The sequence below is a fragment of the Pseudomonas edaphica genome (assembly GCF_965277385.1).
GTDB lineage: Bacteria > Pseudomonadota > Gammaproteobacteria > Pseudomonadales > Pseudomonadaceae > Aquipseudomonas > Aquipseudomonas edaphica.
In genome coordinates this window covers 1,989,459-2,015,016 of sequence record NZ_OZ255725.1, presented here as the reverse complement: position 1 = coordinate 2,015,016, position 25,558 = coordinate 1,989,459, and the positions used below count along the sequence as shown (strand labels likewise).

General features: G+C 61.6%; 19 protein-coding genes. 12 read left to right on the top strand and 7 right to left on the bottom strand.

Features of this window, described 5'->3' with window-relative positions; translation table 11 throughout:
* Window positions 1–70: 70 nt before the first annotated feature.
* Complete coding sequence (locus ACQY47_RS09135) at window positions 71–1,060, bottom strand: GntR family transcriptional regulator (protein ID WP_017136306.1); 990 nt, start codon at window positions 1,058–1,060, stop codon at window positions 71–73.
* 335 nt (window positions 1,061–1,395) lie between these two features.
* Here ACQY47_RS09135 and ACQY47_RS09130 point away from each other — a divergent pair, with 335 nt between their 5' ends.
* The 9 genes from ACQY47_RS09130 (at window position 1,396) to ACQY47_RS09090 (ending at window position 11,674) form a co-directional block, all read left to right on the top strand.
* Entirely contained in the window at window positions 1,396–2,727 is a 1,332-nt protein-coding gene (locus tag ACQY47_RS09130) for an amidase (RefSeq protein WP_428556975.1), read from the top strand.
* 11 nt (window positions 2,728–2,738) lie between these two features.
* A complete protein-coding gene (locus tag ACQY47_RS09125; RefSeq protein WP_003234086.1) occupies window positions 2,739–3,617 on the top strand; it encodes a polysaccharide deacetylase family protein in 879 nt (292 codons plus the stop codon).
* 78 nt (window positions 3,618–3,695) lie between these two features.
* Window positions 3,696–5,036, top strand: coding sequence for an MFS transporter (locus ACQY47_RS09120; protein ID WP_065912690.1), 1,341 nt, complete (start codon window positions 3,696–3,698; stop codon window positions 5,034–5,036).
* Window positions 5,037–5,046: 10 nt separating this feature from the next.
* Complete coding sequence (locus ACQY47_RS09115; protein ID WP_099548488.1) at window positions 5,047–5,808, top strand: SDR family NAD(P)-dependent oxidoreductase; 762 nt, start codon at window positions 5,047–5,049, stop codon at window positions 5,806–5,808.
* 77 nt (window positions 5,809–5,885) lie between these two features.
* Window positions 5,886–6,635: an SDR family NAD(P)-dependent oxidoreductase gene (locus ACQY47_RS09110; RefSeq protein WP_138451092.1), complete on the top strand. Its 750-nt coding sequence runs from the start codon at window positions 5,886–5,888 to the stop codon at window positions 6,633–6,635.
* Between the two features lie 13 nt (window positions 6,636–6,648).
* Window positions 6,649–6,945, top strand: coding sequence for a hypothetical protein (locus tag ACQY47_RS09105; RefSeq protein ID WP_428556974.1), 297 nt, complete (start codon window positions 6,649–6,651; stop codon window positions 6,943–6,945).
* A complete protein-coding gene (locus ACQY47_RS09100; RefSeq protein ID WP_428556973.1) occupies window positions 6,942–7,916 on the top strand; it encodes a CobW family GTP-binding protein in 975 nt (324 codons plus the stop codon). Before ACQY47_RS09105 ends, ACQY47_RS09100 begins: the two co-directional genes overlap by 4 nt.
* Window positions 7,913–9,088, top strand: coding sequence for an ABC transporter substrate-binding protein (locus ACQY47_RS09095; protein ID WP_099548491.1), 1,176 nt, complete (start codon window positions 7,913–7,915; stop codon window positions 9,086–9,088). Before ACQY47_RS09100 ends, ACQY47_RS09095 begins: the two co-directional genes overlap by 4 nt.
* Before the next feature lie 249 nt (window positions 9,089–9,337).
* A complete protein-coding gene (locus tag ACQY47_RS09090; protein ID WP_428556972.1) occupies window positions 9,338–11,674 on the top strand; it encodes a putative bifunctional diguanylate cyclase/phosphodiesterase in 2,337 nt (778 codons plus the stop codon).
* Window positions 11,675–11,837: 163 nt separating this feature from the next.
* On the opposite strand, the gene ACQY47_RS09085 is transcribed toward ACQY47_RS09090, so the two are convergent.
* Both ACQY47_RS09085 and ACQY47_RS09080 read right to left on the bottom strand, forming a co-directional pair.
* The gene (locus tag ACQY47_RS09085) at window positions 11,838–14,255 is read right to left on the bottom strand and encodes a glucose/quinate/shikimate family membrane-bound PQQ-dependent dehydrogenase (RefSeq protein WP_428556971.1); all 2,418 of its coding nucleotides are present in this window, start codon (window positions 14,253–14,255) and stop codon (window positions 11,838–11,840) included.
* A 615-nt stretch (window positions 14,256–14,870) separates the two neighbouring features.
* Window positions 14,871–16,889 carry a TonB-dependent receptor gene (locus ACQY47_RS09080; protein WP_428556970.1) on the bottom strand — a complete coding sequence of 673 codons (2,019 nt, stop codon included), beginning with the start codon at window positions 16,887–16,889 and terminating at the stop codon, window positions 14,871–14,873.
* A gap of 204 nt (window positions 16,890–17,093) precedes the next feature.
* Between ACQY47_RS09080 and ACQY47_RS09075 the strand changes: the two genes are divergently transcribed.
* Together ACQY47_RS09075 and ACQY47_RS09070 are read left to right on the top strand one after the other, a co-directional pair.
* Complete coding sequence (locus tag ACQY47_RS09075; RefSeq protein ID WP_010212838.1) at window positions 17,094–17,327, top strand: VF530 family DNA-binding protein; 234 nt, start codon at window positions 17,094–17,096, stop codon at window positions 17,325–17,327.
* A gap of 4 nt (window positions 17,328–17,331) precedes the next feature.
* Window positions 17,332–17,958 carry a Pr6Pr family membrane protein gene (locus ACQY47_RS09070; RefSeq protein ID WP_428556969.1) on the top strand — a complete coding sequence of 209 codons (627 nt, stop codon included), beginning with the start codon at window positions 17,332–17,334 and terminating at the stop codon, window positions 17,956–17,958.
* A gap of 105 nt (window positions 17,959–18,063) precedes the next feature.
* Here the strand turns inward: ACQY47_RS09070 and ACQY47_RS09065 are convergent, their stop codons facing one another.
* The 3 genes from ACQY47_RS09065 to ACQY47_RS09055 form a co-directional block, all read right to left on the bottom strand.
* Entirely contained in the window at window positions 18,064–18,831 is a 768-nt protein-coding gene (locus tag ACQY47_RS09065) for a siderophore-interacting protein (protein ID WP_428556968.1), read from the bottom strand.
* The gene (locus ACQY47_RS09060; protein ID WP_200434437.1) at window positions 18,828–19,337 is read right to left on the bottom strand and encodes a PadR family transcriptional regulator; all 510 of its coding nucleotides are present in this window, start codon (window positions 19,335–19,337) and stop codon (window positions 18,828–18,830) included. Before ACQY47_RS09060 ends, ACQY47_RS09065 begins: the two co-directional genes overlap by 4 nt.
* A gap of 93 nt (window positions 19,338–19,430) precedes the next feature.
* Window positions 19,431–22,523, bottom strand: coding sequence for a transglycosylase domain-containing protein (locus ACQY47_RS09055; protein WP_428556967.1), 3,093 nt, complete (start codon window positions 22,521–22,523; stop codon window positions 19,431–19,433).
* A 380-nt stretch (window positions 22,524–22,903) separates the two neighbouring features.
* Between ACQY47_RS09055 and ACQY47_RS09050 the strand changes: the two genes are divergently transcribed.
* Window positions 22,904–24,316, top strand: coding sequence for an amino acid permease (locus ACQY47_RS09050; RefSeq protein ID WP_065928876.1), 1,413 nt, complete (start codon window positions 22,904–22,906; stop codon window positions 24,314–24,316).
* 46 nt (window positions 24,317–24,362) lie between these two features.
* Here ACQY47_RS09050 and ACQY47_RS09045 read toward each other — a convergent pair whose 3' ends face one another.
* Window positions 24,363–25,487 (bottom strand): OpgC family protein, encoded by a 1,125-nt coding sequence (locus tag ACQY47_RS09045; protein ID WP_428556966.1) that lies wholly within the window; start codon window positions 25,485–25,487, stop codon window positions 24,363–24,365.
* Between the last annotated feature and the right edge of the window lie 71 nt (window positions 25,488–25,558).

Genomic DNA, 25,558 nt, shown 5'->3' with positions numbered 1-25,558 from the left:
TTGATACATCGGGTGACTGATACACCGCCATCGCAGGCAAGCCAGCTCCCACATGTCAGACCGAGTGGCGTCAGCTGATTTTGTGCAGGTAAGCCGGCAGCGGCTGCTCCGGTAACACCGACAGCACCTTCAGGCGCTGCAACATCCGCTGCCGCGCCCGCTGCAAATGCTCGCGCAAATTCAGCGCTGCCGCATCAAATGCCCCATGCAGCAACAACTCCAGAATCAAGCGATGTTCGGCGAGCATGGCGGGATCTGCGCCGATTCCCAGTAAACGGTAAAAAATACGACTGATGATCATCGGGCTTTGGCCCTGGCGGATCAGCGCGGCGATCTTGCGGTTTTGCAGGCCGGCCAGGCAGCGTTGGTGCAAGTCCTCTTCGATCTGTTCGATGGTTTCCAGGCTGCAGTGTGGGCTTTGCTGGGCATCCAGCACGCGCTGCAACATCGCTTCGAGCATCTCGCGGTCCAGGTTCGGCGCGCTCTGGCGCAGCGCTTCGGGTTCCAGGCAGGCGCGTAGTTCGTAGTCTTCGGTGACTTCCCGCGCGGTCAACGGCCCGGCCAGCCACTGGGAGTAGGGTTCTTTTTCCACCAGGCCACGGTCGCGCAGGCGCATCAGCGCTTCACGCACCACCGCGCGGCTGACGCTGTAGTGGTCAGCGGCGGCTTGCTCGTCCAGGCGGTAGTGGCCAAAAGCGATACACGTGGACAGCGCCGCGCCGATTTCCTCGACGATCCGCTCACCCAGCGGCCGCGTATCCACCAACTCAGCTTCGCCATCAAGGCCCAGGTGCGCATGGCTCAGGGGCAAGCGCAGCGGCTCCATGACCAGGCCTTTGGGGTTGATCAAGTAACCTCGGCCATTGAAACGGCAGATCAAGCCCTCGTCATGCAGCAGGTCCAAAGCCTTGCGGACTGGAACGCGGCTGGTGCCGAACAGCTCGGCCAGCGGCGCTTCCAGCAACACCAGCCCGTGGCGCGCAGTGCCGTTAACGATCGCATCACGCAACAGTTGGTGAATCATCGCGTAACGGGAGGCCGAGGCGGACACTGCTTTCATCGTGTTCTCTTGGGCGTGTAGGAAATTGGTCAGGGATTCTCTCATAGATGCACCTGTCACTCTGCGCTACAGCGGTGGCACTTTTTTGGGGCCGCCAAGAGAGAAACGTTACTTTTTGCACCAAAATGTATTTATTAACAAAAGATACATTATTTCAATTCGAGCTAGGCTCAGCACGTGCGCCGATATTTTTTGCAGCCTGAAAAACCATCTATCTCGCTGGTGTTGACGTTATGGCTTAGGAACACCACAACACGTCCAAAGAGACTGGCACGAAATCTGCCTTTGTAAAACGTACATTTTATTAATATGTACGTTTTGTGAGGGTCATCTTGATGTCAGACGCCACCTCAATGGCCCAAGCGTTCGCCAGCGGTCGCAACGACCCGGTGCAGGCACTGGAGCAGGCACTCGTCCACGCGAGCATGGCGCCCAGTGTCTTTATTTCCCTGACCGCCGAGCGCGCACGCCGTGAGGCCGAGGCTGCCGCCGCGCGCTGGCGTGCCGGGCAGCCTTTGAGCGCATTCGATGGCGTGCCACTGGCCTGGAAAGATTTGTTCGACGTGGCCGGCAGCATCACCACCGCAGGCGCCGCCTATCGCCGCAAGGCTGCGCCGGCCTTGGTCGATGCGCCCAGTGTCGGGCTGTTGTGCCGCGCCGGAATGGTCAGCCTGGGCAAGACCAATCTCAGTGAACTGGCGTATTCCGGCCTGGGCCTGAACCCGCATTTCGGCACGCCCCATAACCCCAATGGCAGCGATCAACCGCGCATTCCCGGCGGCTCGTCGTCGGGCTCGGCGGTCGCTGTGGCGGCGGGGATCGTGCCCATCGCCATGGGCACCGACACTGCCGGCTCGATCCGCATCCCCGCAGCGCTCAATGGTGTGGTGGGCTACCGCAGCAGCTGTCGGCGCTACAGCCGTGACGGTGTATTCCCGCTGGCGCACACCCTCGACAGCCTCGGCCCGCTGACCCGCAGCGTGCGCGATGCGCTGGCCATCGACGACCTGCTCAACGGCCGCACGCAACAGCACGTCGCCCGTAGTCTCAAGGGCCAGCACTTCGTCCTTGAGCAGGGCACGTTGGAAGACATCGAGCCCGCCGTGCGCAATAACCTGCTGCGCGCGGTGGACCAGCTCAAGGCTGCCGGTGCGCTGATCGAGGTGCGCGCGTCAGCCACCTTCCAGGCCACCCTCAACCTGATCAAGCAGGACGGCTGGCTCGGCTCATTCGAAGCCTTCGCCCTGCACGAAAACTTGTTGGACAGCAGCGATGCCGAGCAACTCGACCCGCGTGTACGCCGTCGCCTGGAGGCCGCGCGTGAATTGCCTGCCAGCCAATTACTGCACCTGATCGACGCGCGTCGCCGCTTGCAACTCCAACTGGTCGATGAACTCGACGGTGCCGTTCTCATTACCCCGACCGTCGCCCATGTCGCCCCGGCCCTTGCACCGCTGCAAGCCGATGACGAGCTGTTCGTCAAAACCAACCTCGCCACCCTGCGCCTGACCATGCCCGGCAGTTTGCTCGACATGCCTGGCGTCAGCCTGCCCAGCGGCCGTGATGCCCTGGGTTTACCCACCGGCCTGCTGCTCAGCGCCCCAAGCGGCGAAGACGCACGTCTGCTCAGGGCCGCACTGTCGGTCGAAACCACCCTGAATTTTTAAGGAGACATACCATGGCTAAAGACATTCTCTGTGCATTTGGCGTCGACGTAGACGCCGTCGCCGGCTGGCTCGGCTCCTACGGCGGTGAAGACTCGCCGGACGACATCTCCCGCGGCTTGTTCGCAGGTGAAATTGGCGCGCCGCGCCTGCTCAAACTGTTCGAACGCTACGGCCTGCGCACCACCTGGTTTATTCCCGGTCACTCAATGGAAACCTTCCCCGAGCAGATGAAAGCGGTGGCCGACGCCGGCCACGAAATCGGCGTGCACGGCTACAGCCACGAAAACCCGATCGCGATGACCGCCGAGCAGGAAGAAATCGTCCTCGATAAGTCGATCGAGCTGATCACCCAGGTCACCGGCAAGCGCCCGACCGGTTATGTCGCACCCTGGTGGGAATTCAGCAAGGTCACTAACGAGTTGCTGCTGAAAAAAGGCATCAAGTACGACCACAGCCTGATGCACAACGACTTCCATCCGTACTACGTGCGCAAGGGCGACAGCTGGACCAAGATCGATTACAGCCAGCACCCGGATACCTGGATGAAACCTTTGGTGCGCGGCGAAGAAACCGACCTGGTGGAAATCCCGGCCAACTGGTACCTCGACGACCTGCCGCCGATGATGTTCATCAAAAAAGCCCCCAACAGCCACGGCTTCGTCAACCCGCGCCACCTGGAAGAGATGTGGCGCGACCAGTTCGACTGGGTTTACCGCGAACACGAACACGCGGTGTTCACCATGACCATCCACCCCGACGTGTCCGGCCGCCCGCAAGTGCTGTTGATGCTCGAGCGCCTGATCGAACACATCCAGAGCCATGCCGGCGTGCGCTTCGTCACCTTCGACGAAATCGCCGACGACTTTATCCGCCGCCAACCGCGTACCTGATCTGAGTCATCCGTTACCTGTGGTTCAGGTTCCACCTTGGCTAGTCGGCATTTGCCCCAACCCTGCGAGGCGCGATTTATGTCCATCTACAACAAGCTTGACCTGACTGGCTGGAAACCCCGGCAACTGACGTCGCAAGAGGTGCGCTTTGCCACCTGGATCGCGTTTTTCGCCTGGGTGTTTGCGGTGTATGACTTCATCCTCTTCGGCACCTTGCTGCCGGAGATCGGCCGGCATTTTGGCTGGGGTGAAGTGGAGCAAGCTGAAATCGCAACATGGGTGGCGGTGGGCACAGCGGTGGTCGCCTTTGCGATTGGCCCGGTAGTGGACAAGTTGGGCCGGCGCAAAGGCATTATTTTTACCGTGGCAGGTTCCGCGCTGTGCTCGGCACTTACCGCGATTGGCGGTGCGTGGGGCAAGTCACCGCTGATTCTGATTCGTTCGCTGGGCGGCCTGGGCTATGCCGAGGAAACCGTCAACGCCACGTACCTGAGCGAACTGTATGGCGCCTCGGAAGACCCACGACTGACCAAGCGCCGCGGGTTTATCTACAGCCTGGTGCAGGGCGGCTGGCCGGTGGGCGCGTTGATCGCTGCCGGGTTGACCGCGCTGTTGCTGCCGATTATCGGCTGGCAGGGGTGTTTCATTTTTGCAGCGATCCCGGCCGTCGTGATCGCGATCATGGCGCGCAAGCTAAAGGAGAGCCCGCAGTTCCAGATCCATCAGCGCATCAGCGAACTGCGTAAAAGCGGCGCGGTAAAAGAAGCGCAAAACGTCGCTGTGACTTACGGCGTCGACTACGACGAACACAGCAAGGCTGGCCTTAAAGCTGCCTTCCGTGGTCCGGCACGGCGCGCCACGCTGGTGATCGGCGCCGCGTTGTTGCTCAACTGGGCAGCGATTCAGGTGTTCAGCGTGCTCGGCACCTCGGTGATCGTCAGCGTGCACCATATTTCGTTCGAGAACTCGCTGATCATCCTCGTGCTGTCGAACCTGGTGGGTTACTGCGGCTACCTGACCCACGGCTGGATGGGCGACAAGATCGGCCGCCGCAACGTGATCGGCCTGGGCTGGATGCTCGGTGGCCTGGCATTTGCCGGGATGCTGTTTGGCCCAAGCAATATGCCGATGGTGGTGGGGCTGTACAGCCTGGGCCTGTTCTTCCTGATCGGGCCGTACTCGGCGGCGTTGTTCTTTATCAGCGAGAGTTTCCCGACCAGCATCCGTGCCACCGGCGGCGCGATCATCCATGCCATGGGGCCGATTGGTGCAGTGGTCGCAGGGTTTGGCGCCACCCAGGTGTTGTCCGCCGGCAGTGACTGGCAGACCGCCGCGCTGTGGTTCGGCGCGCTGCCGTGCTTCTTGTCCGGTGCGCTGATGTTTGCCGCACGCCATGTGCGTCCGGAAACCGTTCAGTAAGGAGTGTTAGATGAGCCGTAAAGTTGCCTTGATTACCGGTGCCGCCAGCGGCATCGGCCAAGCCCTCGCCGTGGCGTATGCGCGCAGCGGCGTGGCGGTGGTCGGCGGGTATTTCCCGGCCGATCCCCATGACCCGCATACCACCGTGGCCCTGGTGAAAGAAGCCGGAGGCGAATGCCTGATGTTGCCGCTGGACGTGGGCAATAGTGCCTCGGTAGACGCCCTGGCCGAGGCCGCCGTGCAGCACTTCGGCCGCCTCGATTATGCCGTGGCCAACGCCGGTTTGCTGCGCCGCGCGCCGTTGCTGGAGATGACCGATGAGCTGTGGGACGAGATGCTCAATATCGACCTGACGGGAGTGATGCGCACCTTCCGCGCTGCAAGCCGGCACATGAAAGAGGGCGGCGCGCTGGTGGCGATTTCATCGATTGCCGGCGGTGTGTATGGCTGGCAGGAACACAGCCATTACGCGGCGGCAAAAGCCGGCGTGCCGGGGTTGTGCCGTTCGCTGGCGGTGGAGTTGGCGGCGTTGGGGATTCGTTGCAATGCGGTGATTCCGGGGTTGATCGAGACGCCGCAGTCGTTGGATGCGAAGAATTCTTTGGGGCCGGAAGGCTTGGCCAAGGCCGCCCGGGCAATTCCGTTGGGCCGGGTAGGGCGGGCGGATGAGGTGGCGTCGCTGGTGCAGTTTTTGACCAGTGAGGCGTCGAGCTACCTCACAGGCCAAAGCATCGTCATCGACGGTGGTTTAACTGTGCGCTGGCCCGACTGACGGTACTCGATCTAAACATGTGGGAGCTGGCTTGCCTGCTCCCACAGGAGACCGTGTTTGCCTTAGGAGATTTGTGTATGTCTCAATTGAACAACCGCCGCGCCGTGATCACCGGCGCCGGCAGCGGCATCGGTGCCGCCATCGCCCGTGCCTACGCCGCTGAAGGCGCACGCTTGCTGCTGGCCGACCGTAACGCCGCCAGCCTCGCCGAAACCGCGATCACCTGCCGCAACCTCGGCGCCGAGGTGGTCGAGTGCCTGGCCGATGTCGGCAGCGTTGAAGGCGCCCAGGCCAGTGTCGACCGCTGCGTCGAGCACTTCGGCGGCATCGATATTCTGGTCAACAATGCCGGCATGCTCACCCAGGCACGCTGCGTCGACCTTTCCATCGAGATGTGGAACGACATGCTGCGCGTCGACCTCACCAGTGTATTTGTCGCCAGTCAGCGCGCCTTGCCGCACATGCTGGCGCAGCGTTGGGGCCGCATCATCAATGTGGCCTCGCAACTGGGTATCAAGGGCGGCGCCGAGTTGACCCACTACGCCGCGGCCAAGGCTGGGGTGATCGGCTTCACCAAATCCCTGGCGCTGGAAGTGGCCAAGGACAACGTGCTGGTCAATGCCATTGCGCCCGGCCCGATCGAGACGCCGTTGGTGGGCGGCATCAGCGAAGACTGGAAACGCGCCAAAGCTGCCGAGTTGCCCCTGGGCCGCTTTGGCCTGGCCGATGAAGTGGCGCCGACCGCTGTACTGCTTGCCAGCGAGCCGGGAGGCAACCTGTTTGTCGGCCAGACACTCGGCCCGAATTCCGGCGATGTCATGCCATGAGTGAGGTGTAAGCATGTGCGGACTCTGCGGCTTGCTCGGCGAAGACCTGCACTGGAGCAACCCCTTGGGCGATGAACTGCCCAGGCGCCGTGAGCGTCTGCGCCGGATTGCGGCGATCAATCAAGTGCTGGCGGTGTTCCGACTCAAGGTCGAAGACTTCCAGGGCGCGTCCTACCTGTTGTTGGGCGCGACCGGCAAACAGGCATTGGCCAGTGGCCTGGATCAACTGTGGCAGGCGGCGGAGACCATGCTCGGGCGCCCGCTGGACCCGCTGGACCCGCGTTTGCTCGATCATCTGGAGTTGTCATGAGCATCGCCCTTAATGTCATCACCGGCTTTCTCGGCAGCGGTAAAACCACCTTGCTCAAGCGTTTGCTGCAAGGCGAAAGCCTCGGTGATACCGCCCTCTTGATCAATGAATTCGGTGATATCGGCATCGACCATCTGTTGGTGGAAGAGGTCGCGCCAGACACCGTGTTGCTGCCCAGCGGCTGTGTGTGCTGCTCGATTCGCGGCGAGTTGAAAGACGCGCTGCTTGGCCTGTTGCAACGCCGTGAACGCGGTGAGATCCCGGCGTTCAAGCGCGTGATCCTGGAAACCACCGGCCTGGCCGACCCGGCGCCGATCCTCGCCACCCTGAATAACGATGTGCAACTGCGTGGGCGTTTTCATATTGGCCTGGTGATCACCTTGGTGGATGCCAGCCACGCCCAATTGCAAGAGCGCCTGCACCCGGAATGGCTGGCCCAGGTGGCGGCGGCGGATCGTTTGCTGCTGAGCAAAACCGACCTGGCCGGCGATTGCTCCGCGCTACGGGCGCACTTGCGGGCATTGAATGCCGGCACGCCAATCCTCGATACCCATGCGGTTCACAGCGGCGACCAACTGTTGCTCGGTGAGGGGTTGCGCAGCGCCGAGCCTTCGGTTGAAGTCAGCCGCTGGCAACTGCACCGCACCACCACGGCGAGCCACGGCGCTGCCCAAGTCTGCTGCCTGACCTTTGAGCAGCCGCTGGATTGGGTGGGCTTCGGGGTGTGGTTGTCGATGCTGTTAAGATGCCACGGCGAACGAATCCTTCGCGTCAAAGGACTGCTTAACGTGAACGCAAGCTCGGCCCCCATTGTTATCCATGGCGTGCAGCATTGCCTGCATACTCCGGTGCATTTGCCTGCATGGCCAGGCACCGACCGCCAGTCACGCCTGGTGTTTATCCTGCGCGGTCTCGACCCGGCGTTGTTGCAGCGCTCCTTTGATGTGTTCTCACGGCGGTTCGCGGCATGATCACATTGCGTGTCCTCGGTACTTCCGTGACCTTGCTGGAATGCCTGCGCGTGCGCGCCGAGCAAGAGCTGGGCATTCGCCTGGTGTACCAGGTACACGATGTGGAGCAGGCCCAGCGCATTGCGGTGATGCAACCCGAGAGTTACGACCTGTACGACCAGTGGTTTCACAACGTCGACTTCGTATGGCCGGCGCGGGCGATCCAGCCCATCGACACACGGCGTATTGCGTTGTGGCATGAGATCAATGACCTGCCCAAGCGCGGCCGGCTGTCGGCCAGCGACCGCCTGGGCAGCGGCAGCGTGCCCAGTGAGCGCCTGTTCGTGCAGCACGACGGCAGCCTCGGCAGCACGGTGACCGAGCGCATCAGCATGCTGCCGCTGACCCACAACGCCGATAGTTTTGCCTACCGCCCCGAGCGTTTGCCCGATGGCTTCAGCCACGGCAATGAAAGCTGGGGCTGGCTGCTCGACCCGGCCTGGCGCGCGCGTACCGCGTTGCAAAGTGACGCGGCGATTGGCGCGCTGGATGCCGCGCTGGCCGTGCAAGGCGCGGGGCTGGCGCAGTTCAAGGACATCGGCAATATGAGCATCGAAGAGATCGATGTGCTGGCCGACATCCTGGTGCGCAAGCAGAAGGAAGGGCACTTCGCCGCGTTCTGGTCCGATGATGAAGAAGCCGCGCAGTTGATGCTCAGCCCAAGCATCGATATCCAGAGCCTGTGGTCGCCGACCTTGATGCGCCTGCACCGTGCGGGGGTGAAGTACCGGTTGGCGGTGCCGCGTGAAGGCTATCGCGCCTGGTTTGGCGGCTTGTCGTTGTCACGCCATGCCCAAGGCCCGGTGTTGGATGCGGCGTATGCCTATCTCAATTGGTGGTTGTCCGGCTGGCCGGGCGCGGTGATGGCGCGCCAGGGTTACTACATCGGCAACCCGGCGCGCACCCGCGACCATTTGAGCAGCGCCGAGTGGGATTACTGGTACGCGGGCCTTCCGGCCCGCGAGGAGTTGCCGGGCAGCGATGGGTTGCCGTTGATCGACATCGGTGACGTGCGCGATGGCGGTTCCTACGAGCAACGCATGGGGCATATCGCGGTGTGGAACTCGGTGATGGATGAGCACAACTACTTGGTGCGCCGTTGGGGGGACTTTATGCGCGCGCGCAGCGTTTAAGCCGGATATTTCCCACGCTCCGCGTGGGAGTGCCTTCCCGGACGCTACGCACGCCTTTACCGCCAATAAAATGACATTCAAGTCCCCGCTCCAATTGGGTGTACTTATCCCAAGTCCCAGCTAATCTGCTAAAACCAAATATTCAGTTTAAATGGATGTTTTTTTGACGCCAGATCAGCTTCGTCAGGGATGCGTATGACCAAGGAACCCAGTGGCACAGAGAGGCGAACGCGGCCGCAGGGTTCGGCCATGCAGTGGCGCCACACGTTCCAGACCCGTATCGCCGGGGTGCTGGCGCTGTTGTTGCTGGTGGTGGTGGCGGCCACTTACTTTGCAGTCAAGGCTGCTACCACTCGTGCCGTGGAGAACCAGGCCCAGGTTCAGCTCAGTACCGGCATCCAGGTCTTTGAGCGCCTGTTGGACCTGCGCGGGCGTCGCCTGCAATACGGCCTGGACTGGCTGACGGCGGACGGCCCTTTCAAACAGGCAGTGATCGACGCCAAGGCTGATTCGATCCTGACTGCGCTGCGCCGGCATGGCACCGGTATCCACTCCACCGAGGTGTTTGTCCTCGACCTGGATGGCAAGGTGATGATCAGCACCTTGCCGGTGTTGGTACAGGGCGCGGTGTTTCCTTATGAGCAGGCCTTGCGCCATGCGCGGCGCAGTGGCCAGCAAATGTTCATCGTCGCCATGGACGGGCAGCCGTATTTGCTGGTGCAGGATGAAGTACTCGACCCGGAGCCCATTGCCCGCGTGGTCATGGGTTTCCCCATGGACAAGTTGTTCGCCAATGAATTGCGCTCCATGAGCAACCTTGAAGTGTCGTTCCTTGGTGAGCAGGACGGCCTTGTCGGCCAGTTGTTCAGCACCCAGCCTGAAGCCTATCAAGACACCGTCATCAGCCTGATGCGCGAAAGCCCTCCCAACCCTGAGGCGCAGATCAATGTGTTTCACGGGCAACGTGCACTGAGCCAGGTGCTGCCGCTGGCCAATACCGGCGATGGCGATCAAGTACGCGTGTTGCTGCAAAGCCCGCTGGACCATGCGCTGGAATCCTTTGCGCCGCTGGACCGGCAGTTCCTCGGGATTGCCCTGGCGGTGCTGCTGGTGTCATTGGCGGCGGCGTTGTTGCTGGCGCGCCGTGTGTCGCGCCCGCTCACTGCCTTGGTGGAGGCCGCTGAACGCATTGGCGCCGGTGACTACCGCACGCCAGTGCGGGTGCGCAGTCATGACGAATTCGGCTTGCTGGCCCGTGCCTTCAACGCCATGCAAAGCGGCATCGCCGTGCGCGAGCGGCAACTGGCGCATAACGCCTTGCATGATCCGCTCACCGGCTTACCCAACCGCGCCTTGGCTATGGAGCGCCTGGGCAGTGCGATCAGTGCGCGGCGGCCAGTTGTGTTGCTGTACGTGGGGATCGAAAACTACCGGGTGATCAACGAAGGGTTTGGCCCTCAGGGCGTCGAAGAAATGCTGCGTGAAGCCAGCCGGTGTTTGTCCATGAGCCTGTTGGCCAGCGACACCGCGGCGCGCATCGCCGGCAGTGAGTTTCTGCTGTTGCTGGAAAACACCGAGATCGACCGCGCCGTGGCCCGCGCCGATCGCCTTTACGGGCTGCTTACCGAACCCCAGCGTATCGGCAATGACGAAGTGCGCCATGAAGTCAGCATCGGCATCGCCGCGTACCCCACCGACGGCCAACAGGTCGAAGAGTTGATCAGCCGCGCGGCCATTGCCCGGCATGATGCGGCGAGCCTGCCGGGGCATTTGCAGATCTACCAGCAAGACCGCGACCTTGCACACCAGCGCCAGATCACCCTGATCCGCGACCTGCGCCGGGCGGTGGTCGAGGGCGAATTGTTCCTGTGTTACCAGCCCAAGCTCGACCTCAGGCACGGCCATGTGCGTCAGGCAGAAGCCTTGCTGCGCTGGCAGCATCCGACCCTTGGGCAGGTGTCGCCCACCGAATTCATTCCATTGGCCGAGCGCACCGGCAGCATGGGCAGCCTGACCTTGTGGGCAATCGAGGAAGCCATCCGCCAAATGGCCGAGTGGGCGCAACGGGGTTTGCACCTGCAACTCTCGGTCAATATCTCGGTGGATGATTTGGCTGATGATGACTTGGCCATACGCGTCACCGCCTTGTTGATGCAGTACAAGGTCTCGGCCGACCAACTGATTTTCGAGATCACCGAAAGCGCGATCATGCATAACCCGCAACAGGCCCTCAGTGTGCTGGAGCAACTGCGTGGCTGCGGCATCAGCCTGTCGGTGGATGACTTCGGCACAGGCTATTCATCGCTGGCGCAATTGCAGCGTTTGCCGGTGCAGGAATTGAAGATCGACCAGTCGTTTATCCGCAACCTCGACAGCGCCAGTGGCGACGGTGTGATCGTGCGTTCGACCATTGAAATGAGCCACAACCTGGGGCTCAAGGTGGTGGCAGAGGGCGTGGAGTTTGAGCCCAGCCTGAAGTTGCTCAGGCAGTGGAAGTGCGACACGGCGCAGGGGTACTTGATCAGTCGGCCGTTGAATGCCATGGCATTTGAAATGTGGATGCGGCGCGAGCGGATGGTGTTGTAAATCGTGATCTCCAGGCATTCCTGTGGGAGCTGGCTTGCCTGCGATGGCGGTTGGGCAGACGACCTGAGTGTTGAAGCCGTACTCGGTCAAAATGGTTTCCAGCAGGGCATAAAAAAGGCGGCTACCCATCAGGTAGCCGCCTTTGTTTTACCGCCGGTTCAGCTTAATCCGGCAGTTTGAACGCCATCACATAGTCACCCTGTTTGGTGCCCAGCGAGCCGTGACCGCCGGCCATGACCAGCACGTACTGCTTGCCGTCCTTGCCGGTGTAAGTCATCGGTGTGGTCTGCGCGCCTGCAGGCAGGCGGCCTTCCCACAGTTGCTTGCCGTTTTTCACGTCATAGGCACGCAGGTACTGGTCGAGGGTGCCGCTGAGGAACGCGACGCCACCGGCGGTGGTGAACGTACCGCCCAGGCTAGGCACGCCCATGGTCAGCGGGATCGGAACCGGCGAGCTGTCGCGCACGGTGCCGTTCTTGTGCATCCAGATGGTCTGGTGGTTGGTCAGATCGACCGCCGCCACATAACCCCACGCTGGCGCCTGGCACGGCAGGCCCAAAGGCGACAGCAGTGCTTCGAGGATCACGCCATACGGCGCGCCTTTGTTCGGCTGCACACCTTCGGTTTCGCTGACGCGTGGGCCTTGCTTGGCAATTTCGGCCGCCGGGATCAGTTTCGATTTGAACGCCATGTAGCTTGGGTTCACGAAAGCGATCTGGCGAACCGGGTCAACCGAGATACCGCCCCAGTCGAACACGCCGAAGTTACCCGGGTAAACGATCGAGCCTTGCAGCGATGGCGGGGTGAATGGGCCGTCGTAGCGCATGGATTTGAAATCGATGCGGCACAGCATCTGGTCAAACGGCGTCACGCCCCACATGTCGCGTTCTTTCAGCGGCGGCGGCATGAAGTTGAGGTCGGACTTCGGCTGGGTCGGCGAGGTGTGATCACCGGCCACTGCGCCTTGCGGTACAGGGATTTCGTTGATCGGCACCACCGGCTTGCCGTTGCTGCGGTCCAGCACGTAGATGCTGCCTTGCTTGGTCGAGGCCATGACTGCTGGCTTGACGCCGTCAGCGGTCTTGATGTCGATCAGCGAAGGCTGGCCGCCCACGTCCATGTCCCAAAGGTCATGGTGAGTGAACTGGAAGGTCCACTTCACGTGGCCGCTGTCGATGTCCAGAGCGGTCAGGCCGGCGCTGTATTTTTCCGAGTCTTCGGTACGGTCGCCGCCGTATTGGTCAGGCATCTGGTTGCCCATCGGCAGGTAGAGCATGCCGAGTTTTTCATCGACGCTGAACATGGACCACATGTTCGGCGAGTTGCGGGTGTAAGTCTTGCCCTCGGCCAACGGCGTGGTGTCGTCCGGGTTGCCGCTGTCCCAGTTCCACACCAGTTTGCCGGTGTGTACGTCGAACGCGCGGATCACGCCGCTAGGCTCGTCGGTGGAGACGTTGTCGGTCACGTGACCGCCGATCACGACCAGGTTCTTGGTCACGGCCGGTGGCGAGGTGGAGTAGTAACCGCCTGGGGCGAAGCTGCCGATGTTGGCACGCAGGTCGACCTGGCCTTTGTCACCGAAGTCTTCGCACATCTTGCCGGTGTCGGCGTTCAGGGCGATCAGACGGGTGTCGGCAGTCGGCACGAAGATGCGTTTAGGGCAGACAGCGCTGACAGGTGCAGTGCTGGCGCTGCCGGTAGGGCTTTGCGCGGAAGCGTAGACGGTGTCATCGTGATACGACACGCCACGGCAGGTCATGTGCGCCCAACCTTTGAAGTTCGCGGCACCCTGGCTGCTGATCTTCGGGTCGAAACGCCAGATTTCCTTGCCGGTGTCCGGGTCCAGGGCAATCACCTGGCTGTGCGGCGTGCACACATAGAGCATGCCGTTGACTTTCAGCGGGGTGTTTTCTGCGGTGGTTTCACCGGGATCGCCTGGGCCAGGGATGTCACCGGTGCGATAGGTCCACGCCGGCACCAGCTTGTGGGCGTTTTCCGGGGTGATCTGCGCCAGAGGCGAGTAACGATCACCGAAGGCCGAGCGGCCATAGGAATTCCAGTCGCCATCGGCCTGGGCCGGTGCAGTGCTGGCCATGCCAGGCGCGGCGTCGCGGTCCAGTTGGCCGGTCTTGACCATCTCACCCGGGTTGGTGAATTGGCTGGCCAGGGCGGCAGCGCCCGCCAGCACCACGGCTACGCTCAGCGCGCCAGTGCCCAGCGGCGCAGGTTGACCACGCAGCAACGGACGGCGAAACCACGGCAGCAGCAGGACGATGCCCAAGGCGAACAGCAGGGCCAGGCGCGGCACCAATTGCCACCAGTCCAGGCCGACTTCCCACAGTGCCCACACGGTACTGGCGAACAGCACCAGTGCGTACAGGCCCAGCGCTGCGCGGCGGGTGGCCAGCAGCAACACGCCGGTGAGGGCGATGCCGATACCGGCCAGCAGGTAGTACAGCGACCCGCCGAGCATGCTCAGCTTGACGCCGCCAGCCAGCAAGGCCAGCCCCATGATCAGCAGCAAGACGCCTAGCAGCCTGGGCAGCAGGCGGCTTGGGCTTGAAGCACCATCAGTGCTCATAGTGTGTTTCTCCGTGACGTTGGAATTATGTAACCCCGTGCTTCACTGTAGATGACGATTCGGCGCGGGCTTGGTTCAGCGTTAAATTGGGTTTTTCTGGGGATAAGTCGGTTATCCACAGGCGGGCGATTGAACCCCACGCGCGGGTCGGTTTAAGACAGCGCTGTCTTTAAGGCAGGGAATATTCGGCAAGATGGGATCGACCGCAGGCGTGAAACGTTTCAGTTTGTTGCGGCAAGGATAAAGCGCCTTCTCATTTTGAGAAAGCGTAATTAGAGAGATGCATCATTTCAGATCTGGTAACAGTGACAGAACGTCGCTGCAAGAATGCTTGTAGCGGCTAGTGTCTGTGGGAGCTGGCTCGCCTGCGATAGCAGTTGTGGCGAGCAGGCTTGTCCTGCGTTGGGGCGCGAAGCGGCCCCGGTAAAGGCACTGTAACTTTCCTGAAGGAACTCAGCGTCTGGGTCTGGGGGCTGCTTCGCAACCCAACGCAGGACAAGCCTGCTCGCCACAGGAGAAATTGGCAGCCTTAAAAAGTGTGTAGATACCTATGGCTATCGCGGGCAAGCCCGGCTCCCACAGAAGCCGGCTGCCACAGGGGATTTGCGCTGCTGTTTAGAAGGTGGTGCGCACGCCGAACTGCACGCTGCGCCCAGGCGCCGGGGCGATATCGCGCAGGATCGAACTGGCATAGCGCACGGTCTGGTTGGTGAGGTTTTCGCCATTGACGAACGCCAACCACTGGCTGCCACCCACATTGAAGTGATAACCGGCGCTGGCGCCCAAGGTGGTGTAGCCGTCGGTGCCGCTTTCGTTATCCGGCACACGCCCTTGGCCTGCGGCGTGTTCCACGTCGATCCGCGCCTGCCAGCGGTCCAGTTCCCACAGTAAGCCGCTGTTCAAGCGCAGAGGCGCAATACGCGGCAAGGCTTCGCCCGTGTCCAGGTTGGTGGCGCGGGTGTAATCGCCCGACAGCTCCAGGGCGAACTTGCCGTAGGCGCTTTCGCCCAACTTCCAGTGATCCTGGGCTTCGAAGCCGGCGAAACGTGCGCGTACACCGGAATATTTGTATTCCGGGATACCGCCCGCGTCTTCTTCGCCTTCATCGTTCAGCGTGCGCCCTGTGCCCAGTAAACCGATGTAGTTGGAGAAGCGACTATAGAACACGCCGAAACTGCCTTTGTGCGTGCCGTTGTCAAAGCGCAGTGCCAGGTCGCTGGACACGGCTTTCTCTTTCTTCAGGTTGGCGTCACCCAACTCGTAAGTGCCGGTGGCGACGTGGGCGCCGTTGGCGTACAGCTCGTAGAAAGTCGGTGCGCGCTCGGTGTAGCCCAGTGTCGCGGCCAGCGACCAGACCGGCGTGAGGCTGTATACCGCGCCGGACGACAGGCTGCCGGCGGTAAAGTCATTGGATTTATCGGCACCGGCAAAGCGCGCATTGCCCTTGGCATTCGGGTCGACATTGGTGTGTTCCACACGCCCGCCAAGGCTGAGCTTGAGACGCTCGGTGGCCTGCATCTCTTCGAGAATAAACAGCGCGCCGGCGTTGGTGTCGGTCTGCGGTACAAAGGCCTCTTCACCCAGTGCCGAGAACTCATTGCGCGTCACTTGGGCGCCGACCACACCCTCGAACGGGCCGAGCGGCTGGTGGCGCGCTTCAACGCGGGCTTCATAGCCCTTGTTCTTGAAGATCGTGCCGGTTTCGCCGCCTTCGATTTCACGGTGTTCGTAATCGGTGTAGCCCGCGTCGAGTTTTACCGAGGTGAACGGGCCTTGCAGGTTGCGGATCTCGGACGCAAAGGCGTAGTGATCCTGCTTCATGCGGATGCGCACATCTTGCTCGGCGGGTGAACCGTAGTTGCTGTCATAGTTGCTGTAGGACAGCCCGGCATAACCGTCGTCCCAGGTGTAGGAACCGCCGACCGCGCCGCCATCCTGACGCCCGTCGCTGTTGCCCAGTCGACCATTTTTGCCAGGGCCATCCTCGGTCTCCGGGGCATGGCGGCTGCGGGCCTGGCCTGGGATTTTGAGGTCGTTGAATTCCCGCGCGTTCGCGTCCAGGTGCAAGGCGAAGGTGCCGTTGCCGGCTTCCAGTTTACCGGCGCTGCTGCGGGTGGTGTCGGCGCCGCCGTAGCGCAGTTCACCGGCACCGTGGATGCCTTCGATGGCTTCTGTGGGAATACGGTTGTCGAAGGTGTTGACCACACCACCGATGGCGCTGCCGCCGTAGAGCAAGGCTGCCGGGCCACGTACGATTTCGATGCGGTCGACGTTGATCGGGTCCAGGGGCACGGCGTGGTCATAGGACAGCGACGAGGCATCCAGTGCACCCACGCCGTTGCGCAGGATGCGAATGCGGTCGCCATCCTGGCCACGAATGATCGGGCGGCTGGCGCCTGGGCCAAAGTACGACGACGACACGCCTGGCTGCTTATTCAGGGTTTCGCCGAGGCTGCCTTTTTGTTGCAGGGTCAGGTCATCGCCTTCCAGCACCGTGGTGGGCGAGGCGAGTTGTTCGCTGCCCAAGGGGTTGCCGGTAATGACTTGGGGTTGCAGTTCCAGGGCGTGGGCTTCGGAGCCGATCAACAGGGCGGCGGCAAGCGGGGTCAAGCGCCACAGAGTAGAGAGGGACATCAAACATTCCTTGGTAAAAGGCACAGAAAAGAGAAGGCTTAAAACGGTATCGATTTTGATAAGTATCGTTACAATATAACATCACTTTTTTGCCTGAAAAGGGGAACTTTTTTCCAGGGGCTATATTCAATGCAGTGCTTCCACCTCTACGCCCCGTCGGCTAAGGTGCGCGGCTGTGTTTCCTCTTTTTGCAAAAGGCCTGGCATGACCGCGACAAGCAACGACCCACTTCACGGCGTGACCCTGCAGCACGTGCTCACCACTTTGGTGGAACACTACGAATGGAGCGGTCTGGCCGAACGCATTGATGTGCGCTGTTTCAAGAGCGACCCAAGCATCAAGTCGAGCCTGACCTTCCTGCGCAAAACGCCGTGGGCGCGGGAGAAAGTCGAAGGTTTGTACGTCAAGCTGATGCGTACCAAACGCCCGCTGGATTGAGGCCATGAAGCGGTATGTGGCCACGGCGGCGCTGGCTGGCTGGACAGGGCTGGCGATTCAGCAGTACTTGATTTTCTATTCGCGCTGGGAGGCCGGCGCGAGCCTGTTGGGCGGGCTGATCAACTTTTTCAGTTTCTTCACGGTGCTGACCAACACCCTGGTGGTCGTGGTGTTGAGCTATGCACTGGTCAATCGCGAGTCGGCGGCAAAACGTTTCTTCCTGGCGCCCGCTGTCAGTAGCGGTATTGCCGCGAGCATCGTGGTCGTGAGCCTGGCCTACAACCTGTTGCTCCGACATTTGTGGAGCCCCACCGGCTTTCAATTTATCGCCGACGAGTTGTTGCACGACGTGATGCCGCTGCTGTTCGTGATCTATTGGTGGCGGTGTGTGCCCAAGGGCACGTTGCACTTCAAGCACATTGGCGGGTGGGTGATTTACCCGCTGGTGTACTTCGGCTATGTGCTGCTGCGCGGGCATTTGCTGGGGCAGTATCAGTACCCGTTCATCGATGTGGACAGCCTCGGTTATCCACAGGTGTTTGTGAATGCCGGGGGGATTTTGGCGGGGTTTGTTGGGATTGCGTTGGCGATGGTGGGGTTGGACAAAATCTTGAAGACACCGGCGAACTAATGTGGGAGCTGGCTTGCCTGCGATTCAGGCACCTCGGTACATCAGGTACACCGAGTTGCTGTCATCGCAGGCAAGCCAGCTCCCACAGTTGAATCGCGTCAGTTTTTATTCTTCTTCGCTGCCTTCCGCACGCCAGTATCCCACGGCCTTGAGGAACGCCTCATTGACCTGGTGCGTGTCCAGCAACACGCGGCGCAGCTGGCGCGACAGTTTGGTTTCCGTCGCGACAAAGCTGTACAGCGAACCGCCCGGCAGGGTCAGGTTGCGCACCGTCTCAAGCAGGTCGTCCTGGCCGCGCACCACCCAAACCACCTGCACATCGGCGGCACTGTTCAGTGGTTGCTGTTCCGCCGCGTTGGCGATTTCAATCACCGCCAGCACCTTGCGCCCGGCCGGCAATTCTTCCAGGCGACGGGCGATGGCCGGGATCGCGGTTTCATCACCAATCAGCAAATAGCTGTCGAAGATGTCCGGCACGATCATCGAGCCGCGCGGCCCGCCGATGTACAGGTGCTGGCCAACCTGCACCTGTTCGGCCCAGGTAGAGGCTGGGCCATCGCCGTGCAGCACGAAGTCGATATCCAGCTCGCCGATGCTCAGGTCGAAGCGCCGTGGCGTGTAGTCGCGCATGGCCGGTTGCGGGCCGTCGCCCTTGATGTTGAAGGTCGGGCTTTCCAGCGCAGCCTGTTCGGCGGCGTTCTGGGGGAACAGCAGCTTGATGTGGTCGTCACTGCCCAGGCTGATAAAACCGGCCAGTTCCGGCCCGCCCAAGGTGACGCGGCGCATGCGTGGGGTGATGTCGACCACACGCAGCACTTGCAGTCGGCGGCGTTTGATTTCGTGGGTAACGCGATGGATAGCTTGAGTATTCATTGGTCTTTCCCGTCGGCAATGGCTTGCGCGGTGCCGTTGAGCAGCGCCGCGACACGAACGATTTCTTCCGGGCTCCAGCGCCCGTGGTGCGAATGCAAGGCGTGGCGCAGGTTATGCACCGCCTCGTGAATCTCGGGTGGGCGGTCGTGGCCACGCAGCGAGCGCTTGCTGACATCAATGCGCATGCGCACGCCTTCCAGGGCAACGGCTTGCTCGCTTAAGAAGAGACGACCGGCGTCGGTGATTGTGTAGCGTTTTTTTCCATTCTCGGCGTCGCCGCTGATCAACTCGCTCTCTTCCAGAAAGGTCAGCGTGGGGTAGATCACACCGGGGCTGGGGCTGTAGGCGCCGTCGAACAGGCTTTCGATCTGGCGGATCAGGTCATAGCCATGGCAGGGCTGCTCGGCGATCAAGGCCGGTAGCAGCAACTTCAGGTCGCCAGGGGCAAATACCCGAGGGCCGCGCCCGCCGCGTTTTTCAAACTCGCTGCGATATTCGTGTCGCATCTGCAGGCTCTCCGTCACGTCAAGATATAACTTAAGATACAACTTAAGATATATCTTAAATTGACGGTAGCCCGAAACGACCAACGGTCATGATCAGTGCTGACATGCGCTCTGACTGCCGCCTTGCAGGTAAGGCGTCAAGATCGGCGCCATGCCTTTGAGCACCTGCACCGGCAGCGCCGAGGTGAATTTGAAGTTTTGCGCCGAACTGCCTGGCACAAAGGCGGTGAGGGTGCCGAAGTAGCGCTCGCCGATGTAGAACACGAACGTGGCGGTGCGGTTGATCGCTTTGGAGCTGATCACTCGGCCGCCGGCGCCCATCGCTTCGATGCGGTTGTCGCCGGTGCCGGTCTTGCCGCCCATGGCCATCGGCGTGCCGTCGGCCTGCACGAAACTGCCGGAAACACGCTTGGCCGTGCCCGCGTCCACCACTTGCGATAACGCGCCGCGCAGCGCGGTAGCGACCTCGGACGGCATCACTCGTTTACCCGCATCGGGCGTGTTGACCACGCGGGTTTCGTACGGCGTATCGGCGGCAAAGTGGAGACTGTCGATGCGCAGCACTTTGCCGCGCACGCCGTCGTTGAGGATGATGCCCATCAGTTCGGCGAGCGCGGCGGGGCGATCGCCCGAGCTGCCAATCGCGGTGGCCAGCGACGGCACCAAGTGGTCGAACGGGTAACCCACCGCCTGCCAGCGCTGGTGAATATCCAGGAACGCCTCGACCTCCAGTATGGTGCGAATACGACTGTCGCGCGCGCTTTGGTGACGGCTCTTGAACAGCCAGCTGTAGACCTCCTGGCGTTCAAATTGGCTGGCCTTGACCACTTCGCTGAAGGTCGCGTCGGGGTGGTTGAGCAGGTAACCGAGCAACCACAGGTCCAGTGGGTGGACCTTGGCGATGTAGCCCTGGTCGGGCAAATCATAGCGGCCCGGGCCGTAGTCGGTGTACAGGCGTTGCAGGCGTTCGTCGGTGAGTTTGTCGCTGGTTTTGGCATTCACCAGATGTGAACGCACGAAGCGATTAAAGGTGTCCTGGTCGGCCTCGGGGAACAGGTAGCGATGCACAGCCGCCATACGGATCGCCGTGGGGTGCAGCCCGTCAAGAAAGGTCTCAAGGCGCGCCTGGGTGTCTTTTTTCTGGTACTTCTTCCAGAACTTGAGCAGGAAGGTGGTGCCTTCGCGATCAGCGAATTGGGCCAGGTATTCCTGGCGCCGTGGGTCGTTATCGTCCTTGAGCAATTGCGCACTGTTGTTGGGGCCTGCGTAAGTAACGTAGCGCTCCAGGTCACGCATCAGCCGGATAAATGGCAGGTTGATCGACTCGCGCAAGGCGTCTCGCAGCGACGGGCTGCGGCCATTGTCCTGGTTGCGGAAGTTGTGGAAGTGGTGCATGCCGCCGCCGGTGAAAAAGCCTTCGTTGGGGTTGGCCGAGTAAGTCCGGTCGAGGGCGGCATCGAGCATGTTGGCCAGGGACTTATCGGGATTCTGGATCAGGTAATCGACCGCCCACCGGCTGATGCGGTCCTGCTCGGCAATCTCGGTTTTTTTCAACGCGGCGGGTGTTTGCGCCGCGTAGCGATCATGCAGCTCGCTGATGATTTGCAGGTAAGTGGTGAGCACTCGCAGCTTGGCAGTGGAGCCCAGCTCCAGCTTGCTGCCCTCATTGATGTCGAAGGGCTGGTCGGTGTTGTCGGTTTGCACGCGCACCCGCGAGCCATCCGGGGTCAGTTCGAACAGGGTGAAGCTGTAGCGCACCTGGGGCGTGCTGGCGGGCGTGAGCAGGCGTTCGCCGAGCAGGCCCATTTTGCCGGCGAAGGCGGGGTCGGCCAGTTGCTTGAGGTAGTCGGTGGCCTGGCTTTGCAGCTCGGCTTGCAGGGTGCTGGTGGCCGACAGGTCCAGGCGGTCGAGGTCGTACAGCGGCCGGTTGAGCAGGTCGGCGAGACGGCTGCGGGCAACGCTGATGCCCTTGTTGGTGTCGATGGGTTGCACGGTCGGCTGTTGCTGCCAGTCGCGGTAAGTGACGTGGGATGCCAGGGCGGCCTTGAGCAACGGCGGGTCGATCACGGCGTTCTGCGCCAGCAGGCGCAGGTGGCTGTCGGTGAGTTGCGCCAGTTCATCGCGGCCGTTGGCCAGGTAATGAGACGGCCGGCGTTGGGCGATCATCAGCGACAGCACCTGGCGCAAAGCCAGGCCACGTTGCGCCACATGGACCGCATCATTTTCAGTGCCGCTAAGGGCCAGGTTCACCTGCTTGAAGTCAGCGCCGTACCACACGCGCAAACCCTCGGCCATGCCATGCACTTCGCCATGCCCCGGCACGGCGGACAGCGGCACGCTGTTGAGGTAGTCGCGCACGATATTCTGGCGTGCCACCTGGGTGTCAGGCCCAGGCTGGTAGGCGCGCACACCGGCGGACAGCATCTGGCGCAGTTTTTCACTGCCGGACAAGGTCAGGCCGTCGGGCGAATGCCGGTATTTTTCCAGCTGGGTGGCCAGGGTACTGCCGCCGGCACTCTGACCGGGCAGGTGCAATACCTTCGCGACTTGCGACCAGGCCGCCATGGCAAAGCGCGGCCAGTCCACCGCCGGGTTGGCCTGGGGCTGGGCAGGGTCGAGCAGGTCACGGTTCTCGATGAACAACAGGCTGTGGACCACCAGCGGCGGGATGGCGGCAAAACTTGAGTACAGCTGCTGCGGGTACTCGAACTGGTACAGGGGCAAGGCGCGACAGTCGGTGATCGAAAGGCCGGCCTGGATTTTCTCCGGGTAAGGCACGAAGAGACCGTGGCCGGCGTAGCTCATTAGCGCTGGCGAAAACTGCACCTGGGACTGGATCACATAACCGCGCTTGAGCAGGCGCGGCAAAAAGGTGCCGAGGTCGCTGTAGCCCAAGCGGCGATCGAACGGGCCGGCGCCGGGGTAAACCATTGCCTGGCTGGGGCCGGGTTCCAGCCGGTAGGTGAGGTCGTGGGCCAGCCGGCTCAGTTGCCGGGCTTGCAGTGCGGATGTGCGTATCTCTTTGGCGGCGGCGAACCCCAGCGCAATCACCACCATCAACACAATCAGCCAGAACAGGCGACGTATGTAACGGGGCCTGGGTTTATTTTTGGGTAAAGGCGCTGGGTCCGAACTGCCTTGTAATTTCGCAGCCTTGGTCGATTCGGTTTGCCACAGTGCGCCCATAGTCGATTGATCCTGCACGCAGATTGATCGGACTTGCCTGAAGCTTAGTCGCTGGGCGACAGGTGTGAGGGAATTGTGGTTGGGTAGTCGGAATCTTCTTGGATGGCGTGTGAATGCAGGGTGGGTTGCGACGTTTTGTCGCTCAGCGCAGGTAATATGCTCCTGTAAAGTGGCTTTTTAGCCGGGTCTTTCACTGAATTGCATGGTTTTTATAGTGAAAGACCCTGGTCCCGGCTTTTTATACTGCACGTCCCGCTGATCTTGCCCGGCAAGAAGGGCCCGTCCATGAGGCGGCCCCGGTTTCAACAAGGGCACAGGCTTACCGGCCTGGCCCCGGAAACTCGACGGACAATCCAATAACAAAATGAGGTTGTTTCCCTATGCCTGTCGGCAAACCACTGCCCCCTGGCGAGACCGCTCAAGGCGGCCCGCTCAAACGTGAACTGGGTGAACGACACATCCGTTTGATGGCGCTCGGCGCCTGCATCGGTGTGGGCCTGTTCCTCGGTTCGGCCAAGGCCATCGAGATGGCCGGCCCGGCAATCATGCTCTCCTACATCATCGGCGGCCTGGCCATTCTGGTGATCATGCGCGCCCTTGGTGAGATGGCCGTGCACAACCCGGTAGCCGGCTCGTTCAGCCGTTATGCCCAGGATTACCTCGGCCCGTTGGCGGGCTTTCTCACAGGTTGGAACTATTGGTTCCTGTGGCTGGTGACCTGTGTCGCGGAAATCACCGCCGTGGCGGTGTACATGGGTGTCTGGTTCCCCGACACGCCGCGCTGGATCTGGGCCCTGGCGGCGCTGATCAGCATGGGCACGATCAACCTGATCGCCGTCAAAGCCTTTGGTGAGTTCGAGTTCTGGTTTGCGCTGATCAAGATCGTCACGATTATTGCCATGGTGATCGGCGGCGTCGGCATCATTGCATTCGGCTTCGGTAACGACGGTGTGGCCTTGGGTATTTCCAACCTGTGGGCTCACGGCGGCTTCATGCCCAATGGCGTGCAGGGCGTGTTGATGTCCTTGCAGATGGTGATGTTCGCCTACCTGGGCGTCGAGATGATCGGCCTGACCGCCGGTGAAGCACGCAACCCGCAGAAGACTATTCCAAGCGCCATCGGCTCGGTGTTCTGGCGCATCCTGCTGTTCTACGTCGGTGCGCTGTTCGTGATCCTGTCGATCTACCCGTGGAACGAAATCGGCACCCAGGGCAGCCCGTTCGTGATGACCTTTGAACGTTTGGGCATCAAGACCGCCGCAGGCATCATCAATTTCGTGGTGATCACCGCCGCGCTGTCGTCCTGCAACGGCGGCATCTTCAGCACCGGGCGCATGCTCTACAGCCTGGCGCAGAACGGCCAGGCGCCGGCGGCTTTCGGCACCACCTCCAGCAATGGCGTACCGCGCAAGGCGCTGCTGCTGTCGATCTTTGCCCTGCTGCTGGGCGTGTTGCTCAACTACCTGGTACCTGACCAGGTATTTGTCTGGGTAACCTCCATCGCCACCTTCGGCGCGATCTGGACCTGGCTGATGATCCTGCTGGCCCAGCTCAAGTTCCGCAAAGGCCTGAGCCCGGCCGAAGCGGCGGGCCTCAAATACCGCATGTGGCTGTACCCGGTCAGTTCCTATCTGGCGCTGGCGTTCCTGGTGTTGGTGGTGGGCCTGATGGCGTACTTCCCGGATACGCGGGTGGCGCTGTATGTGGGGCCTGCGTTTCTGGTGCTGCTGACCGTGCTGTATTACGTGTTCAAGTTGCAGCCGACCAATGCGGCGGCACGCTCCGTAGCCTGACGGCCTGGCGCACAACAAAAAGCCCCTTGATCGGGGCTTTTTGTTTTCAGGCGGCGGCCATGCGTGTCGATTGGTCCAGCCGTTTGTTGAACTCCAGCCAGGCGCCCAACATCGCCATCAAGCCAGCGCCCACAAGCGCGGTAAAAATTTGCATGGCAAAGGCATCGCCGGCCATGGCGTTGACCATGTCCGCCAACGGCGCCAACAACACGCCAAGGCAGAACACTTCCAGCGAAAAGCGGCCCATCCGGCAGGTCTGCTGTGCCAGCCAGTTTTGCGTCCAGGCACGCCCCGGCAACAGTTTGGCGGTGACATAGGCCAAGGCCAAAAAATGCAGCAGACGCACCGGCGACAGGTCGGTCTTGCTGATCGGGTACAACAGTTCGCTGAGCGCGTGCGGCATCAGTGCGTCATGCACCTCGGGCCAGCGCCAGCCGATCGTGATCACGCCGGCCATCAATGCGTAGGTCGCGGCCATCATAAATAACGGCTGCCGCAGCAGTGGCCGATTGTTCTGCGCGCGGGGTTGTTGCCCATGAATCGCCGCCGCGCCACCCAGCACGAACAGGAACTGCCAGGTAACCGGGTTGAAGTACCACACCCCGTCGGCAATCGCGGCCAGGTTCCAACCCAGGTGTGGCGCCAGCAGGTACACCGCCATCGACCCCGCCACCACCCACCCGGTTTTGCGCAAGAGCCACGGCAACACCAGCGGCAGGCCGGCCAGCAGCACGATATACAAGGGCAACGGGTCCATCAGGTTGGGCTTGAAGCGCAGCAGCAATTCATCCACCAACGCTTGCTGTGGTTGGGTGACAAAGTGCGTCAGGCCCATCTCCTGCACCAGATCGCGGGTTTCCACATGGCTGTTGGCGAAGAACACGATGCCCATCAGCATCGCCAGCAAGAAAATATGCACCACGTAAAGCACCCAGGTGCGCCGCAGGATCTTCAGGCAGGCCATCCAGTAGCCTTCGCGTTGCAAGACCTTGCCATAGGCCAGCACTGAGGCATAACCGGCAAGAAATACAAACACTTCAGCGGCATCGCTGAAACCGATATTGCGCAGGGTGATCTGGCCGAGTGGGTTGTGGGGGACGTGATCCCAGAAAATGAAGATCAACGCCAAGCCCCGAAAAAAATCGATGCGCGGGTCGCGTCCGTTCAGCATGGCAGCGGGCTCTTGAACAGGGGTTTAAGTCATGACAGGCGAATGCGCGTGTTGTCACACGCCGCACGTCG

What these genes read in the sequence shown, in the direction of transcription:
- ACQY47_RS09050 (WP_065928876.1), top strand. Translation starts at nt 22,904, where the DNA reads ATGCCTGTCGGCAAACCACTGCCCCCTGGCGAGACCGCTCAAGGCGGC.
- ACQY47_RS09130 (WP_428556975.1), top strand. Translation starts at nt 1,396, where the DNA reads ATGTCAGACGCCACCTCAATGGCCCAAGCGTTCGCCAGCGGTCGCAAC.
- ACQY47_RS09125 (WP_003234086.1), top strand. Translation starts at nt 2,739, where the DNA reads ATGGCTAAAGACATTCTCTGTGCATTTGGCGTCGACGTAGACGCCGTC.
- ACQY47_RS09065 (WP_428556968.1), bottom strand. Translation starts at nt 18,831, where the DNA reads ATGAATACTCAAGCTATCCATCGCGTTACCCACGAAATCAAACGCCGC.
- ACQY47_RS09055 (WP_428556967.1), bottom strand. Translation starts at nt 22,523, where the DNA reads ATGGGCGCACTGTGGCAAACCGAATCGACCAAGGCTGCGAAATTACAA.
- ACQY47_RS09080 (WP_428556970.1), bottom strand. Translation starts at nt 16,889, where the DNA reads ATGTCCCTCTCTACTCTGTGGCGCTTGACCCCGCTTGCCGCCGCCCTG.
- ACQY47_RS09105 (WP_428556974.1), top strand. Translation starts at nt 6,649, where the DNA reads ATGTGCGGACTCTGCGGCTTGCTCGGCGAAGACCTGCACTGGAGCAAC.
- ACQY47_RS09120 (WP_065912690.1), top strand. Translation starts at nt 3,696, where the DNA reads ATGTCCATCTACAACAAGCTTGACCTGACTGGCTGGAAACCCCGGCAA.
- ACQY47_RS09060 (WP_200434437.1), bottom strand. Translation starts at nt 19,337, where the DNA reads ATGCGACACGAATATCGCAGCGAGTTTGAAAAACGCGGCGGGCGCGGC.
- ACQY47_RS09090 (WP_428556972.1), top strand. Translation starts at nt 9,338, where the DNA reads ATGCAGTGGCGCCACACGTTCCAGACCCGTATCGCCGGGGTGCTGGCG.
- ACQY47_RS09100 (WP_428556973.1), top strand. Translation starts at nt 6,942, where the DNA reads ATGAGCATCGCCCTTAATGTCATCACCGGCTTTCTCGGCAGCGGTAAA.
- ACQY47_RS09070 (WP_428556969.1), top strand. Translation starts at nt 17,332, where the DNA reads ATGAAGCGGTATGTGGCCACGGCGGCGCTGGCTGGCTGGACAGGGCTG.
- ACQY47_RS09085 (WP_428556971.1), bottom strand. Translation starts at nt 14,255, where the DNA reads ATGAGCACTGATGGTGCTTCAAGCCCAAGCCGCCTGCTGCCCAGGCTG.
- ACQY47_RS09075 (WP_010212838.1), top strand. Translation starts at nt 17,094, where the DNA reads ATGACCGCGACAAGCAACGACCCACTTCACGGCGTGACCCTGCAGCAC.
- ACQY47_RS09095 (WP_099548491.1), top strand. Translation starts at nt 7,913, where the DNA reads ATGATCACATTGCGTGTCCTCGGTACTTCCGTGACCTTGCTGGAATGC.
- ACQY47_RS09135 (WP_017136306.1), bottom strand. Translation starts at nt 1,060, where the DNA reads ATGAAAGCAGTGTCCGCCTCGGCCTCCCGTTACGCGATGATTCACCAA.
- ACQY47_RS09115 (WP_099548488.1), top strand. Translation starts at nt 5,047, where the DNA reads ATGAGCCGTAAAGTTGCCTTGATTACCGGTGCCGCCAGCGGCATCGGC.
- ACQY47_RS09045 (WP_428556966.1), bottom strand. Translation starts at nt 25,487, where the DNA reads ATGCTGAACGGACGCGACCCGCGCATCGATTTTTTTCGGGGCTTGGCG.
- ACQY47_RS09110 (WP_138451092.1), top strand. Translation starts at nt 5,886, where the DNA reads ATGTCTCAATTGAACAACCGCCGCGCCGTGATCACCGGCGCCGGCAGC.